Source organism: Streptomyces sp. NPDC048639, from assembly GCF_043199075.1.
Taxonomy (GTDB): domain Bacteria; phylum Actinomycetota; class Actinomycetes; order Streptomycetales; family Streptomycetaceae; genus Streptomyces.
In genome coordinates, this window is the sequence record NZ_JBICVP010000002.1 from 742,463 (window position 1) to 757,869 (window position 15,407).

Annotated in this window: 14 protein-coding genes and 1 tRNA gene; 3 read left to right on the top strand and 12 right to left on the bottom strand. The window is 72.1% G+C overall.

Going from position 1 to position 15,407, the window contains the following annotated elements; genetic code table 11:
- Nucleotides 1-9: 9 nt before the first annotated feature.
- Nucleotides 10-198: a DUF5703 family protein gene (locus ACGFNH_RS07615; protein WP_393652090.1), complete on the top strand. Its 189-nt coding sequence runs from the start codon at nt 10-12 to the stop codon at nt 196-198.
- 90 nt (nt 199-288) lie between these two features.
- Here ACGFNH_RS07615 and ACGFNH_RS07620 read toward each other — a convergent pair whose 3' ends face one another.
- From ACGFNH_RS07620 to ACGFNH_RS07630, 3 genes are all read right to left on the bottom strand, one after another.
- Nucleotides 289-990, bottom strand: coding sequence for a chaplin (locus ACGFNH_RS07620; protein WP_393652091.1), 702 nt, complete (start codon nt 988-990; stop codon nt 289-291).
- 135 nt (nt 991-1,125) lie between these two features.
- Nucleotides 1,126-1,359, bottom strand: coding sequence for a chaplin (locus ACGFNH_RS07625; protein WP_393652092.1), 234 nt, complete (start codon nt 1,357-1,359; stop codon nt 1,126-1,128).
- Between the two features lie 229 nt (nt 1,360-1,588).
- The gene (locus ACGFNH_RS07630; protein WP_393652093.1) at nt 1,589-2,908 is read right to left on the bottom strand and encodes a M20/M25/M40 family metallo-hydrolase; all 1,320 of its coding nucleotides are present in this window, start codon (nt 2,906-2,908) and stop codon (nt 1,589-1,591) included.
- A 279-nt stretch (nt 2,909-3,187) separates the two neighbouring features.
- Between ACGFNH_RS07630 and ACGFNH_RS07635 the strand changes: the two genes are divergently transcribed.
- Nucleotides 3,188-3,275: transfer RNA gene (locus tag ACGFNH_RS07635), tRNA-Leu, on the top strand.
- A gap of 107 nt (nt 3,276-3,382) precedes the next feature.
- Here the strand turns inward: ACGFNH_RS07635 and ACGFNH_RS07640 are convergent.
- From ACGFNH_RS07640 to ACGFNH_RS07655, 4 genes are all read right to left on the bottom strand, one after another.
- Nucleotides 3,383-4,123 carry a GPP34 family phosphoprotein gene (locus ACGFNH_RS07640; protein WP_393652094.1) on the bottom strand — a complete coding sequence of 247 codons (741 nt, stop codon included), beginning with the start codon at nt 4,121-4,123 and terminating at the stop codon, nt 3,383-3,385.
- A 27-nt stretch (nt 4,124-4,150) separates the two neighbouring features.
- On the bottom strand, nt 4,151-5,068 hold the full coding sequence (locus tag ACGFNH_RS07645) for an MBL fold metallo-hydrolase (protein ID WP_393652095.1): 918 nt from the start codon (nt 5,066-5,068) through the stop codon (nt 4,151-4,153).
- 127 nt (nt 5,069-5,195) lie between these two features.
- The gene (locus ACGFNH_RS07650; protein WP_393652096.1) at nt 5,196-6,392 is read right to left on the bottom strand and encodes an NAD(P)-binding domain-containing protein; all 1,197 of its coding nucleotides are present in this window, start codon (nt 6,390-6,392) and stop codon (nt 5,196-5,198) included.
- Between the two features lie 87 nt (nt 6,393-6,479).
- Nucleotides 6,480-7,619 carry an ATP-grasp domain-containing protein gene (locus tag ACGFNH_RS07655; RefSeq protein ID WP_393652097.1) on the bottom strand — a complete coding sequence of 380 codons (1,140 nt, stop codon included), beginning with the start codon at nt 7,617-7,619 and terminating at the stop codon, nt 6,480-6,482.
- A gap of 257 nt (nt 7,620-7,876) precedes the next feature.
- Between ACGFNH_RS07655 and ACGFNH_RS07660 the strand changes: the two genes are divergently transcribed.
- Nucleotides 7,877-9,019 (top strand): glycoside hydrolase family 26 protein, encoded by a 1,143-nt coding sequence (locus tag ACGFNH_RS07660; protein WP_393652098.1) that lies wholly within the window; start codon nt 7,877-7,879, stop codon nt 9,017-9,019.
- A 212-nt stretch (nt 9,020-9,231) separates the two neighbouring features.
- On the opposite strand, the gene ACGFNH_RS07665 is transcribed toward ACGFNH_RS07660, so the two are convergent.
- The 5 genes from ACGFNH_RS07665 to ACGFNH_RS07685 are packed head-to-tail and all read right to left on the bottom strand — an operon-like array spanning nt 9,232 to nt 15,055.
- On the bottom strand, nt 9,232-10,455 hold the full coding sequence (locus ACGFNH_RS07665; RefSeq protein WP_393652099.1) for a GNAT family N-acetyltransferase: 1,224 nt from the start codon (nt 10,453-10,455) through the stop codon (nt 9,232-9,234).
- Nucleotides 10,452-11,144: a lipopolysaccharide biosynthesis protein gene (locus tag ACGFNH_RS07670; protein ID WP_393652100.1), complete on the bottom strand. Its 693-nt coding sequence runs from the start codon at nt 11,142-11,144 to the stop codon at nt 10,452-10,454. The genes ACGFNH_RS07665 and ACGFNH_RS07670 overlap by 4 nt, the downstream gene beginning before the upstream one ends.
- 8 nt (nt 11,145-11,152) lie before the next feature.
- Nucleotides 11,153-12,379 (bottom strand): glycosyltransferase, encoded by a 1,227-nt coding sequence (locus ACGFNH_RS07675; RefSeq protein ID WP_393652101.1) that lies wholly within the window; start codon nt 12,377-12,379, stop codon nt 11,153-11,155.
- Between the two features lie 2 nt (nt 12,380-12,381).
- Nucleotides 12,382-13,128, bottom strand: a complete 747-nt coding sequence (locus ACGFNH_RS07680; protein ID WP_393652102.1) for a polysaccharide deacetylase family protein — start codon at nt 13,126-13,128, stop codon at nt 12,382-12,384.
- The gene (locus tag ACGFNH_RS07685; RefSeq protein ID WP_393652103.1) at nt 13,118-15,055 is read right to left on the bottom strand and encodes a lipid II flippase MurJ; all 1,938 of its coding nucleotides are present in this window, start codon (nt 15,053-15,055) and stop codon (nt 13,118-13,120) included. Before ACGFNH_RS07685 ends, ACGFNH_RS07680 begins: the two co-directional genes overlap by 11 nt.
- Between the last annotated feature and the right edge of the window lie 352 nt (nt 15,056-15,407).

Sequence of the window (15,407 nt, forward strand, 5' to 3'; positions counted from 1 at the left end):
ATAGATTCGATGCCGGAATATGAATTTCGCGATGTGTACGTGCCGCGCGGGGTCTCTCGCAAGGCTGCCACGCGCCTGTTGACGGACCACGCCGAGTACGGGCACTGGGAGTTGGACCGGCTACGGCTGAATCCGGACGGCAGCCGTCGCGCGCGTCTGCGCCGCCGTATCATCCGGCAGCCGCGCGCCACCTGGTGAACCCGCCCCGTGACGCACAGTGAAAACGAAACGGGTCCCGCACCAGCGGGACCCGCTCCGTCACGTACCGATCTCTACCGGCCCTGAGCCTTACGACCGGGACGCGGCCCGCGCACGGCGGTAGAGCACGACGCCACCGAGCAGCATCGCGGCGCTCGCGGCACCGGTGGCGGCGAGCGTGCCGGCACCGGTCTCGGCCAGCTCCTCCGTGCCCTTGACGGCGCTGCCCTGCGGCTTGTGCTCCGTCGAGGGCTTCACCTCGGATCCGCCCTCGTCACCCGGCTTGCCGGGGTTGGGCTTGTCCTCGTCGTCCGGCTCGGACGGGTTGCTCGGCTCCTCCGGGTTCCCGGGCTCGTCCGGATTGTCGTCGGAGGCATTGGCGCACTTGTTGCCGGTCACGGCGTTGCCGGCCCCGGCGCCGATGCTGTTGCCACAGGCGTTGACGGGAACCTCGACCGGCACCTGCACCGAGTTGCCGGCGATGACGCCCGGCGAGTTGCTCGCTCCGCCCTGGGCCGACGAACCGCTGCCGCCCCCGCCGTTGCCGCGGGAGACGTTGGCGCAGCTGTTGCCTGCGGCCGGGTTCAGCAGCCCCACGACGTTGACCGTGTTGCCGCAGACGTTGAGCGGAACGTGCACCGGAACCTGGACCGAGTTACCGGACCCGACACCCGGAGAGTTCTTCGCAACTCCATTCGCGTCCGCATCCGCGTACGCGTATCCACCGGTCACGGCCAGCACACTGCTCGCTGCCGCAACGGTGATCAGACTCTTTCTCGCGACCTTTCGCATAGGTTCGCTCCCCTGCTGCCTATCGCCATTCGGAAATGCTCACGGGCGAATGCCCGCTCGCCAATTCCCAGGCCCCGGAGTACATGGAGTGCACTCCGGGGCCTGGGATCACACCCTCACGGGTGCGGCACAACTTCACGCATTGACACACGCGTTGCCGAAGGTGGGGTTCAGCAGCCCGATCGCGGAGACCGTGTTGCCGCAGGCGTTCACCGGCACGTGCACGGGCACCTGGACGGTGTTGCCGGACACGAAGCCCGGGGACTGCAGCGCAGCACCCTGAGCACCCGAGTCGGCAATCGCCATTCCAGCGCCGGCCAGCACGAGACCGCCGGTGGCAGCCGCGACAGCGACGACCTTCTTGATCATTCTTCCTCCTTGTTGGCAAACGCAGTCCCAGCCGGGACCGCACTGCCTGTAACGAGGACGGGGGAACTCGGCCACGGGGCCGTGTGGGCGTTCACTCTTTCCAGCGAGAACCGTACGAACCTGAGATCGACGGATTATCGTTTCAGCGGACAAGAATTCGCACACTTGCCCGCAGTTCGGTCCTTCCCGGTCCGATCTGCGTACGATCCGATTCCGATCCGATCCCCGCTCAGCAGGCGTCGAGGAAGCGGTCCAGAACGCGGACGCCGAACTTCAGACCGTCCACCGGCACCCGCTCGTCCACGCCGTGGAACATGCCCGCGAAGTCCAGCTCGGGCGGCAGCTTCAGCGGAGCGAAGCCGAAGCAGCGGATGCCGAGGTCGTCGAACGACTTGGCGTCCGTACCACCGGAGAGCATGTACGGCACGGCCCGGGCGACCGGGTCCTCGGCGCGCAGCGCCGACTGCATGGCGTCGACGAGCCCGCCGTCGAAGCTCGTCTCCAGCGCCTTGTCGGCGTGCACGTCCTCACGCTTGACCCGCGGGCCCAGGATCCGGTCGAGATCGGCGAGGAACTCCTCCTCGTGCCCGGGAAGGAAGCGGCCGTCGACGTGGGCGGTCGCCTGCCCGGGAATCACATTGACCTTGTAGCCGGCGCCGAGCATGGTCGGGGCCGCGGTGTTCCGCAGCGTCGCCCCGATGATCTTGGCGATGCCGCCGAGCTTGGCGAGCGTCGCGTCCATGTCCTCCGGGTCGAGCGGCGTGCCGAGCGCGTCGGACAGCTCGTCGAGGAAGGACCGTACGGTCTTGGTCACCCGGACCGGGAACGTGTGGCGGCCGAGGCGGCCCACGGCCTCGCACAGTTCGGTGATGGCGTTGTCGCTGTTGGTCATGGAGCCGTGGCCTGCGGTGCCGTCCACCGTCAGCCGCATCCAGTGCATGCCCTTCTGGGCGGTCTCGATCAGATAGAGCCGCAGGTTCTCGTTGACCGTGAAGGAGAAGCCGCCGACCTCGCCGATGGCTTCGGTCACGCCCTCGAAGAGATCCGCGTGCTCGTTGACCAGATGCCGTGCCCCGTAGACACCGCCCGCCTCCTCGTCGGCGAGGAAGGCAAGGACGATGTCGCGCGGGGGGCGGCGGCCGCTGCGCAGCCGGTCGCGCACGACCGCGAGGGTCATCGCGTCCATGTCCTTCATGTCGACCGCGCCGCGGCCCCAGATGCAGCCGTCCGCGATCTCGCCCGAGAACGGGTGGTGGGTCCAGTCGTCGGCGTTGGCCGGGACGACATCGGTGTGACCGTGGATGAGCAGTGCCGGCCGGGACGGGTCCTCACCCGCGATCCGCGCGACCGTCGAAGCGCGGCCCTGGTGCGACTCGTAGATCTTCGGCTCGAGGCCCACCTCGGCGAGCTTCTCGGCGACGTATTCAGCGGCGGCGCGCTCGCCGGGGCCCGAGTGGTCGCCGTAGTTGCTGGTGTCGATCCGGATCAGGTCCCGGCACAGGTCGACGACCTCGTCCTCACCGGCGGGGGCCGGCCTCGACTCGCTCACGCTGCCTCCTCGTGGTTCGCTGCCGCGGGCGGCCCGGGCCCGAAGGACCGGCACCCACGACGGGGTCCACAGCCATACTCCCCCGCCCGACGCCGCAGCCCAAGGCCGCAATACCGTCGTCACGCGCCCGTCACTGCCCGCGAACGCATGCTCCGCGCCGGCGCGTCCTGCGGAGGCGCGGTCCGGGCATCGGCCGCCTGACCGGGTGATCGGGCACCCCCCGATGTTTGCTATGGTTTTCCCCGTCGGAACGGCCACGGGCCGGACGCCGAGCACCTTGTCCGGGTGGCGGAATGGCAGACGCGCTAGCTTGAGGTGCTAGTGCCCTTTATCGGGCGTGGGGGTTCAAGTCCCCCCTCGGACACCACAGATGGGACCCCAGCAGTCGCTGGGGTCCTTCTTCGTTGACGCGGTTGCGCGGTTGACCCGTCCCGCCCCCGCGGCCGGGACGGGCGCCGCCGCTCGGCCCGCTTCTCAGTCGTCCCCGCCCATGCTCCTGCCGCCACGGCTGCCGCCGATCCCCGCCGGCTTCGAGCGGTGCGCCGACTCGTCCTTCTCCACCAGCCGTTGCACGGTGCCCGCGGTCCATTCCGCGTGAGCGAACCCGTCCAGCGCGCGCCGGAGATGACGGGCCGAGAACCCGGGGTACAGCTCCTCGTCGATGCCGGTCGCCGCGGCGAGCGCGCCGAGCAGGCGGGTTCCGGCGTCGGCCTGCCCGGAGCGGGCGGCCGCGTCCACGCGCTCGCGCACCGGGGTCGTCCGGTCGACCGTCCCCACCGGGTAGCGGAGGTAAGGGAAGACGCCGAGCATCCGCCGCTTCTCGGCGCGCAGCGCCTCGCAGTCCACCAGCCCGCGCACGTACAACTCCACGAGATGGCGCCCGGAGTCGCGTATCCAGCCGCGTGCACCGATGCCCCGCCCGGACCCGGCGCCGGTGCGGCCGAGTACGTCCAGCACCCAGTCGAGTTTCGGAACGCCGACGGGGGCGGGTTCCAGCACGCGGAAGCGTCCGCCGTCCTCACCGATCCGTCCGGCCCGGTCCAGTTCGGCGAGGACCGCGCCGGCCACCCCGTATCCGATGTACGGGGACCGGGCCAGCGTCCGCCCGGTGACCGGATCGTGGGCGAGCAGCAGCAGTTCTTCGGGCAGCGTGCCCCGGTACGGCTCGATGACGCGCTCCTTCGGGGGGCCGGTGAACGGCGATCGGACGGGCACCGGCGCGGCCGTGGTCCGTCCGTCCGGTCAAGCGTTGCACACCGGCGGAAGGCCCCCGTTGCACGCGATCGCATCGACCAGAGCGTCGGGGAGCGGGAGGGGGTCGCCACCCGGTACGCCGTCGAGTTCCGCGTACGCGCGGTGCAGGTTCATCACCAGCCGCTCGGACTCGCCCAGCGTGGCGAACTCCCCGAGATCCGCCTCCAGCGCCACCTCACGCGGACCGATCCCCGCCGCCCTGCCGTCCTCCGCCAGGCGCAGGACCCACCCCAGATAGCGCTCCACGGTGTCGTAGACCTCGGGGCCGCAGATCGGGCCGTGCCCCGGGACGACGGTCTCCGCGCCGAGTTCGCGCAGAAGGGCGAGGGCGGCGATCGAGCCCTTCACCGAGCCCATGAAGACGAAAGGGGTGCCCTCGGAGAAGATCAGGTCTCCCGCGAAGAGCACCTTCTGCGCGGGCAGCCATACGGCCGTGTCACCCGCGGTGTGCGCGACACCGGGGTGGATCAGCTCGATGTCATACGCCGGTGTGTGGAGGGTCATGCGGTCGCTGAACGTCGTCGTGGGTGGGGTGACGACGATGTCGCCCCACTCGACATCGGGCCAGATCGCGGGGAGATCCACGCCGTTGCTCAGGATCTCGTCGCGGCAGCGCGGGTGGGAGATCACGCGGGCGGGCGGCGTGAAGAGGTGGTTGCCGAAGGTGTGATCGCCGTGGTGGTGGGTGTTGACGAGCACGCCCGGCATGCGGCCGGCGGCCGCGACGACGGTTTCGCGCAGGGCCCGCGCACGCATCTCGGTGGCCGCGGTGTCGATGAGGACGGTCTCCGCGTCCGGCGAACCCACCAGGAATCCGGCGTTGTTGAGGCACCAGCTCCCGGGGAGCTGGAGATACGCGAACACACCGTCGGCGATCTCCTCCAGCTTGGCGTCGGGCGTGATCATGAACTCCTCCTCGGGGACGGCGAATTCGGCCGGGCGGGCGGCGTGACGCGGGGGACGCGGTTCACCGCTGACGCACGGGGGCCGCGGGGCGAGGGTGCGACCCTCGGCCCGCGGCCCTGACTGCCTATCAGTTACCGAGCCTGCGCCGCACCCCGTTCACCAGCCGCTGGGCGGTGAACGTCGCGCCGTGGACGAAGCGCATGGCCGGTCCGAACGACGGCGCGGTGAGCAGGCCCGCGAAGAAGAGGCCCGGGTGCGAGGACTCGAACCGGCCGTTCAGATCCGGAGCGAGTCCACCGCTCACGCGGCGCAGACCGTCCCGCACCTCCTGGTCGAGCAGCTCCAGACGGGCGAGGTCCGGGGTGAAGCCGGTGGCGGCGATGACGTGCTCGGTCTCGAGCGCGGTCCGCGCACCCGCAGGGGTGGTCAGGTCCAGCCGCACCCCGCCCGACGACGGGGAGGCCGCGCGAAGCCGGTGCCCCAGCAGGACGGGGACGGCGCTCTCGAAGCGGTCGCGCAGCCACCACGCGCCGGCGGGGCCGAGGGCCGTGTCCGCGATGCGTACGCGCGTGGGGCCGGGGAGGTGGCGGACGGCCCACGGGATCTCGGACCAGACCCAGCTCGGCCAGCCGGTGCCGAGGCCGCAGTGCGGGTCGCGGAGCGAGCGCAGCAGGCTGCGGTTCAGCGGCTGCGGCGGGGTGTTCCAGTTGAGCCGGCCGGCTCGGGCGACGACCCGGGCGATGGCGCCCTCCTCCGCCAGCAGGGCCGCGGTCTCCAGGGCCGCCTGTCCGGCGCCGATGACCGTGACGTCCTTGCCCTTGAAGCGGGAGAGGTCGCTGTGGTGGCTGCTGTGCGAGGCGAGCCCCTCGGGGAGCACGGTGAGCGGCCGCGGGTGGTTGACGAAGGGCATGACTCCGGCGGCGAGTGCGACCGTCCTGGTGGGGATGGCCTCGCCGTCGTCGGTGGTGATCACGAAGCCGCTGCCGCTGGGGCGTACGGAGGTGACGGTCTGTTCGTCGATGCGCTCGACGGCGGTCCGGGCGAACCACATCCCGTAGTCGCTGTAGGTGGTGATGGGGACCGGTGTGCCGTGTTGGGCGGGCAGGTTGCGGGAGGCGCAGTACGCGGACAACGTGCGGTCACCGGTCGGGTCGGACAGATTCGAGGACCAGGGTTCCGACTTGAGGAACATGCCCGGCGGCATGTGGTCCCGCCATGAGGCCATCGGACGGCCGAGCACGCGAAGCCGCAGTCCGGTCGCGGCCGCGTGGGCAGCGACCGACAGTCCGTAGGGGCCTGCGCCGACGACTACCAGGTCGTACATGGATGGTTCCCGCTCTCTTGTCATGAAGCGATCGTCGTGAGGGCTTGCGGCCCCGGGGTCGGTACGCGAGGCGGACGTACGCCCGTCTCACAGGGCCGCGACAGCGGTGGGCCTCGGCCGCAGCCGGCGCAGGCCCTTCATGCCGCCCCGCCCCAGCCAGGCGGCGGCCATGGCGGCGAACGGGGCGGGGTCGTCGGAGGCGAACCAGGCCGTCTCCGGGTTCCGGTAGAGGCGCTTGGCCCGTCCCTGGCGGGTTCGGTTCCGCCTACCGGCCGCGGCGGCCGTGGCCATGCCGGACAGCAGGGCGTAGTTCTCCGCGACGAAGACCCGCCCCGGCCGTGGCAGGGGGACCTCGACCTGTCGCCCCGTCAGATCGAGGTGCAGGGCCCGTACGACGTCCAGGCCGGCACCGTCGGTGAACAGCCGGAACTGGGCGCCGGGGCGCGGGTTGAAGTCGAGGAGGTGGTAGGTGCCGGTGGTGTGGTCACGGCGGAAGTCGAGATCGAGGATCCCCCGGTAGCCGAGTTGCTCGGCCAACTTCCGGGATGTGGCTTCCACTTCCTCGTTGGGGAGCCAGGTACCGACGGCGGTGAGGCCCGTCCCCACCGGCCAGGACAGCTCCTTGCGGCCCGCCCCGCCGATGAGGCAGGCGGACCCCTCGCCGAAGCAGCCGTGGAAGAACCAGTCCGTGTCCCGGCCGCCCGCCAGGTGTCGCTGCAGCAGCAGCCGGCTGCCGGCCCGGCCGCTCTGCTCGTAGAGCGCGCGGGCCTCGTCGGGGGTGTGGATCAGCGTGGTGCTGCGCAGTCCGGCGGCACGGGGCAGCAGCCAGGGCCGGCTCCACTTGGCCACGACGGGTGCTCCGAGTTCGGCGGCGGCAGCGGCGGCCTCGGCGGCGCTCTCCGGGATGACGGTGGTCGGATGAGGTACGCCCGTGGCCCGGCACACCCGGGCGAGCTCGGCCTTGTCGGCGACGCGCTCGGGCAGGCCGACAGGCTGACCTGCCATCAGATACGAGTCGGTCAGCCGCTCTTCGAGCGCGGCTACGACGATGGCGCTGACGTCGTCCATAGGGATCAGCACGGCCCGCCGGCCGATCCGTTCGGCGATCTGACACAGAGTCATATAGAGCCGTGCGGTGGAGGGGCCACCGGAGGGCCAGCGGTGCGCACGGTGGACGTAACGGGAGCGGTTCACCGGGCTCGCTGCCGATTCGACGAGCGTGTGCACCTCGATTCCCGCGCGGCCGAGAGATCGGACGGCCCCCAGCGTTCCGTGGTGAAAGGGGTTCTGATCAAGGCGGATCAGCAGTGCCGGCACGTCGGTGTCGAGATCGGGACGCGGGGCTGGACGCGTGAGGGTTCGGTGGTGCACTGCTCCCCTTCGGGATCAATAGGCCGTGCGGGCGATGGAATCTTCGAAATACGTCCCAATTGCATTCGTCGGGTATGCATGCCGCGCGGGTTGCACGCCGGAAGGAGTAGTAAATGTTGCGCCATCCTCGGAGGCTGGCCGTATCGTGCCTCGGTGCAGTCGCCGTGGGGGTCCTTCTCGCCGGTTCTGCCATGGGGGATCCGGCCGCCGAACCGGTGATCCCGGAGACCGCCGGCAGTGTCCCCTTCGACGAGAACGTGCCGATGACGAACCCGGTGCCGGGTGTGCCGTGGGGGGCCTTTCTGGGGTCCGGGCCCGAGGGCGTCGCCCATATGACGGCGATGCAGCAATGGCTGGGCGGTTCCGAGATGCGAGTGGGGCACACCTATCTTCCCGGCCAACGCTGGGCGGACATCGAGGGAAGCCCGTCCCTGCTGGAGCCCTGGTCGCGGTGGCGCCGCTCGGAGCCGGACCGTCTGTTCGTGCTGAACGTCCCGATGCTCGAGCGCAACGAGGAGGGTGTTCCGGACGAGGAGGTCGCCGAGCTTTTGGAGCGTGGCGCGGGGGGCGAGTTCGACCGGGTCTTCCGTACGCTGGCGGACCGGCTCGTGGGGCACGGTGTGCCGGACACGGTGATCGTGCTGGGCTGGGAGATGAACGGGACCACGTACACCAGCCGGTGTGCGCCGAATCCTCGAGGATGGCAGGCGTACTGGCGGCGCATCGTCACCACGATGCGTTCCGTTCCGGGCCAGCGTTTCCGTTTCGATTACGCGCCCAGCCGCGGCGAGGACGCCATTCCCTGGACCGAGTGCTATCCGGGCGACGATGTGGTCGACATCATCGGAATGGATTCCTACGACCAGCCGCCCGGGCGGGGTTTCGACGACCACATCAACCAGCGCATGGGCCTGCGGGACCAGGTGGAATTCGCGCGGGAGCACAACAAGCCCATCTCGTACCCGGAATGGGGTCTCTTCCGCAACGGGGACAACCCCGAGTACATGCGGCGGATGCTGGACTGGATCGCCGAGCATCCGCCCGCCTACCACACCATTACGGACTACTGCCCGCACGGCATCTGGAGGTGCGGGACGAACCCGAGGGCGTCCCAGGTCTTTAGGCGCCAGCAGTTCACCGGGCGGGACGCACGGGAGCAGGAGGCCGACTGCATGAATCTGCATCTGGGTTCGTGGGGCGAGTCGCTCCTGGGCAGAGACGACATGTGCATTCGCTTCAACTGGCCGAAGGGCTAAGGGCTAAGGGCCAAGGACTCAGGGATCCTGGCGGTTGGCTTTGTGCCGGCCATGGGGGCGGGCCGGGAGCGCGGGCGGGTGCCAGGGGCCCGCCCACCGGGTACGGGGAACGCCTGCGTCGGCGCCGACCGCCGGTACCGGGAGAGCCCTGCGTCGGGCACCGACCACCGTCTGTGCGAATCCCTGCGAATCCCCCGCGAATCCACGCGATCTCAGCGTGCGGCGCGGCCCGCGCCGGCCGTACGCCCGGCGACGGCACGCACGTTGTTCAGTCTGCTCCGCCACAGCAGCAGGGCCGGGAAGCGGCTGCGGGCCGCCTCGGCGAGCCGGGCGCGGCCCGCGATCTGCCCGGCGTACAGCCGCAGGGCGGGGGCCAACTCCTCCCGGGCCAGCAGGAAACGCTGGTTGACGACGGTGACCGGCCGCCAGTGGTGCTTGTAATCCTCGTTGCCGCGCAGCAGGCTCAACGTGCCGCGGCCGGACTCGACGGCCAGATCGGAGTCGTGGCGCAGCAGCATGGTGGTGATGTCGGCCTTGGCCGCACGCAGTTCGGGATGTGCGCCGTAGAGATAGCCGCCCGCGAGTTCCGGGGACGTCAGTGTCACATCGAGGGCGAGCACCCGGCTCCCCCGCCGGTACTCGGTGACCACGGCGTCGCCGGTCATGGCCATCCGCCCGACGGCTCGCACCAGATGCTCGGCGAAGCGCGGCCTGCGGTGCTCCGGGGTGACTCCGCGGCCCTGCCACTGGAGACAGTGCAACCGGAGCATGGCGAGGACCGCCTCGGGCACCTCCGGGTCGGGCACGCCGCGATACTCGACCCCGAGCGCGTCGAGCTTGCGCACCTTGGCCCGCGACCTGCGGGCCGCGGGGCCGGGCAGCCGGCGCAACAAGGCGTCGAAGGGCAGAGCGGGAAGCTCGAGGCAGACCGAGTCCCCGAGCCGCTGCTCCGGTCCGCGCCAGAGCTGTACGACGCGCTCGGCGGCGGCTCCCGGCCGTACCTCGCGCAGATCGACCACAGCCCTGCGCGCGGCCCGGCGCAGCCCGCCGGCCAGCCCGGCCGCCGCGGCGCCCGCGCAACTGTCGTCGATCAGCACGTCCTGGTAGTCCGAGATACCGCCGCCGAGGAAGACCAGAGCGGGCAGCGGACGGTACGTCATCATCAGCGGCGCCGCGCCCACGAGCCGGTTCCCCCGGTACGCCAGCAGCAGGCGCAGCCGCGCCGAGGCGCCGTAGGACAGCCACCAGGAGTGGAGCCAGGCGTGCGTCTGGAACGGGGTCGCGGTGCGGCACCGCCGGTACAACCGGTCCCACTCCGGCTCCAGGGAGGCGAAGCGGTCCGGGTCACGGCAGAGCCGCACCGTCAGTCCGGTGACGGCCGGGGCGGTCCGGGCCGGAGCCGCTTCCTTATACGCCGCTTCCGTATCCGCCGTCACCGTGTGGCCTCCCGCGCCGGCTGCGCGGCCGTGAGGGGTGCCGGCGCGGGAGCCACCGCGGCGGAACCGCGGCGTCCGGAGGGCTTGACGAGCAGGAGCAGACAGCCGAGGAGCCCGCCGGCGCAGGCGCCGACCGCACCGGCGATCCAGATCGAGGGCGAGGCGGGGGCGGTGGGGGTGGGCGCCTTGGAGAGCACGGAGAGCCGTACGCCGGTGCTGGTGGCGGAGGCGTTGGCGTACGCGGTGAGGGCGCGGGCCACCTCGTTGGCGTTGGACGCCGCCTTGTCGGCCCGTGCGTCGCTGCCGACGATCTCGATCATGGGCGCGTCGGGGGAGGTCACGGCCTGGACGCGGTTGCGGAGGTCGTTGGCGGGGATGCCGGTGGCCGCCTGGGCGTCGGCGAGAACGGCGGCGTTGGTGACGACCCGGCCGTAGGCGTGGGCGAATCCCAGGGCGGTCGCGGTGTCGGCGCCGCGTTCGGGGTTGACGACCACGTAGCTGGTGGCCGCGTAGTTCGGTGTCCTGATTGCCCCGTAGCCCAGGCCCGCCAGCGTGCCGAGCAGCACGCACACTGCCAGCGGCCACCAGGGAGGAAGGCGCCTGCTCAGGGCGAGGAGCCGGTCGAACGGGCTCGTTTGCGGGCGCTCTGCTGCTGCCGGGGCTGCGGCCACTGCGGTGTCGGTGGTCATGGCGGCGGTCACCTTTTCGGTCGGGAGACGGCGAGGGCGTGGTGGTACGGGCTGGGGAACGCGCCCCGGCCGCCCTGGTGACGGGTGGCGGCGGTGCGTTCGTAGAGATCGGCGAGCAACTCGGCGCTGCGGGCGATGTCGTAGCGCGCGACGGCCGGCGGGGCGGGCAGGCGGCGAGCGCCGGCGCCCGCGCGTTCGTGCTCGTGCATGGCCTCGGCGAGCGCGGCGACCAGGGGCGGTACGCCGAGCGCGATGCGCCGGGCCCCCGGTGCCTCGTCCGCCTGGAGTTCGTCGATGGCCGGGCAGATGACGTGCAGGACGCGCAGCCCCGCGGCGAGCGCCTCGATGACGGCGAGCCCGAAGGACTCCTCGGAGGACGGGGAGACGAACACGTCCATGGCGGCGAGGAGTCCGGGAATGTCGGCGGACCGGTCCGCGCTCCACTCGACGGCACCATCGCGCTCGCCCAGCATCCGTACGCGCCGCTCGACGCCGAGTTGTACGGCAAGCCGTTCCAGGGAGGCCCGCTCGGGTCCGTCGCCGACGAGCAGCAGCCGGGCTCCGGGCAGTTCGGCGACGGACCGCAGCAGGATGTCGAAACGCTTGCCGGGTACGAGCCGGCCGACTCCCCCGGCCACGAAGGCGTGTTCGGGGAAGTCGAGGCGGGCGCGGGCGATGGCGCGGGCCGCCGGGTCGTACCGGAAGTGCCGGGCGTCGATGCCGTTGGGGATCAGGTCGATGCGGTGGCGGGGCACACCCCAGGCGCGCAGCCGGTCCGCCACAGTGGCCGAGACCGCGACCGTGGAGGAGCCGAGACGCTCGGTGGCGAGATAGAGGGCGCGGGTGCCGGGGGTGAGCGGGCGGCCCTCGATGCAGCTCGCGCCCAGGGAGTGCTCGGTGGCGAGCACGGCCTCGATCCCGGCTGTCCGGGCGGCGACCCGGCCGAAGACGCAGGCGCGGTAGAGGTGCGTGTGCACCAGGTCGTAGCGCCCGGCGCGGATGGCGGTGACGAGCCGGGGCAGCGCGGACAGGTCGCGGTTGCCTTCCATGCCGAGGTGCAGGACGCGGGTGCCGTCGCTGATGATGCCCCGGGCCACGGCGCCGGGGTTGGTGAGTGTGATGACGTCGCAGGCCACAGGGAGATGACGCAGCATCAGACGGAGCTGTTGTTCCGCTCCGCCGGCCCCCAGACCGGTGATGATGTGCAGCACCCGCAGCGGCGCTCTGCCCGGCACTCTCATCGGCCGGCCCCGGCGACCTGCGCGTCGGCGGTCGCCACGGGCATCGCCCGCCGCCGTACGGGGTGCAGCAGCCGCTTGACGGTCAGCCGCAGCGAAGTGTCGCGGTCACCGACGTGGATGCGGGGCAGGGCGTACGGGCCGGTGAGCGGGCCGGGGTCGATGGCGCAGGCATAGTCGTAACCGGCTGAGCGCACGGCGGCCGCAGCGCGGGCGTCGACGTGCCCGTACGCATAGCAGTAGCCCTCCACCGGACGGCCGGTGATCCCGCCGAGCAGCTCACGGCTGCGGGCGATCTCCTCCAGGAGGGTGCTGTCGTCGGCTTCGGGGAGGGAGACGTGCAGCATGCCGTGGGAGCCGACCTCCATGCCGGCGCCGGCCGCGGCGCGGATGCCCGCCTCGGTCAGCAGGGGCTTGCGGGGGCCGAGCGGGTCCCACGCGTTGTCGCCGCCGAGCCGCCCCGGGAGGACGAACACCGTTGCGCGGAAGCCGTGTTCCCGCAGCAGCGGGACGGCGTTCTCGGTGAAGTCGGTGTAGCCGTCGTCGAAGGTGAGGCCGACCAGACGGGATCCGCGCCCCGCGGCGCGCTCGCGCAGCAGCTCGGCTACACCGACTCCGCGCAGGCCGCGCCCCGCGAGCCAGCGGAGCTGGCGGCGCAGCCGGTCCGGGGTGACGGTGATCCGGTAGGGGTCCTCCGTGCAGCCGGTCACGGAGTGGTACATCAGCAGCCAGGGTTCAGCGGGCATGTCGGCGCAGCTTCCGTTTCGCGGACGAGATCAGCAGGGGGACTTCGGGCGCCCGTACGGCGAGCGCCGCGGCGGCGAAGGCGGCCGGTACGACCAGAGCGCCGGCCGCTGCCGTGCCGAGGGCGGTGGGGAAGAGGGGTGCGGCGCCCCAGCCCGCGGCCACGGCCGCCGCGGCGGCGAGGGCGAGCCGGGCCAGGCCGCCGGTCACCCGCCGGATGTCGATGGCGATGCCCTGGCGGCCGAGGCCGAAGAGCAGGAGCAGCATGGTGACCGTGATGCCGGCGGCGTTGGCCGCGGCGATGCCGTGGACGCCCCAGGGGACGATGGCCGCACGGGCGCAGGCGATGGTCACGAGCAGGCCGACGGCCATGGCCGCCGCCGGGTCCCAGGTGGGCCTGGCCACGGAGAAGAACGGCCGGATGAGGGCACCGGTGAGGCTGTGACCGAGCAGCCCGAGCGCGTAGACCCGCATGACCGAGGCGGTGGCGTCGGTGTCCTGGGCGTCGAAGGCACCGCGCTGGAAGAGGAGTTCGATGAGCTGGGGGGCGTACGCGATGACGTACGCGGCGCCGAGGAGCACCAGTAGTGCGGCGAGGGTGATGTCGCGTTCTACACGCCGCCGGGCCCGTTCCTTCTGCCCGTCGGCCATGGCGCGCGCGACCAGGGGGAAGGTGACGGTGACGACCATCAGCGAGAGGGTCATGGGGACTTGGGCGACCTTCTGCGCATAGTTCAGATGCGAGATGGCGCCGGAGGGCAGCGAGGAGCCGAGGTAGCGCTCGACCAGCACCTGGGACTGGCGGCCGAGGGCGAAGAGGGCGACGGGCGCCAGTACGGCGAGGACGGGGGGCACCACCCGCCGCCCAGTTGCCCGGGGGCCATCGCCCGCCCGGTCACCGTGCCGCGTACGGGAGTTGGTGTCCGGGGTGCTGCCGGATGACCGGCTCCCCTCGGCGAGGGCGGCCCGTGCGGCGCGCCGGCGCCGCACGCGCAGGGGCACCTGGCGGAGGAACGCGGGCACCTGGATGAGCACCATGAGAACACTGCCGACGGCGACCCCGACCGCGGCGGCCCGCACGCCCCACAGGGCGTGCATCAGGAGCACGGTCGCGATGATGCCGACGTTGTAGGCGACGTAGATCGCGGCGGGGGGCAGGAAGCATCGGTGTGCGCGGAGGGCGGCGCTGAAGTACCCGGCGATGCCGAAGGTCAGGACAGTGACGGCGGTGAGCCGGGTGCAGTCCACCGCGAGCGCCGGATCGGGCAGCCCGGGCGCGAAGAACCGTACGAACTGGGGCGCGGCGAGGGCGAGAAGACCGGCGACACAGGCCAGCACGAGGCACAGCCGGGGCGCGGTGGACGCCACGAGCCGGCCGACGGGGTCCGGGCCCGCGTCGCGGTCGCGTGCGGGGCCGCCCGCGGCACCGTCTCCCGTACCGGCCCCACTTGCTGCCGGGGCTCCTGTTCCTGCCGGGACTCCTGTTCCTGCCGGGACTCCTTCGGCTTCCAGGGACCGGGCAGCGGCCACGCGAGCGGCCCGCCGCGAGAGCGCCAGGCTGAACGCCGGGATCATCACCAGCGCCATCGCGTCCTCGATCAGCAGGGTCGCCGCGATCTCGGGCACGGTCCACGCCACCAGGAACGCGTCCGTCTCCCGGTCCGCACCGAACAGGCCCGCCACCAACTGGTCGCGCCCCAGGCCGAGAAGAGCCCCGGCGGCAGTGAGGGCGGCCGTGACAGCAGCGGCCTTGACGATGAACTGCTCGGGGCCGCCGCTCGGGGGAAGCGCGCCGCCCGGCGGGGCGCCATTGGACGGGGCACCGCCGGATGAGGCACCGCTCGACGGACGCGCGGGCGTCACCGGACCGGCCACCGTCCGCGGCGGCCGGCCGGATGTCGACTGCGGCAGGGCGGGGGCGTCGGTCATCGGCGGCCCGCCGGGGCGTCGGGGCGGGGGCCGTCCGGCGTCGCCGGTGCGGCCTTCATCACGGGCACGGTGCTGGAGGCCGCACCGGACTTCCGCGTCCCCCGCGACACCCGCGTGCGGGCACCGCCGCGGGCCGGCGGAGCGGGAGCAACGGACGGTGCGCGTACGGCTTCCACGGCCGGACCGGCCGGTGCCTCTGGGGTGGGAGCCGCCGGTACCTCTGCGGCCGGACTTGCCGAAGTCTCCGCGGCGGGAGGCCCAGGAACCGTCTCGGGCGGAGCCGCCGACGCCACTGCGGCCGCGGCCGCCGGTTCCGGCGCGTACGGTGCGGGCAGCAGCACCGGCGTCGCCC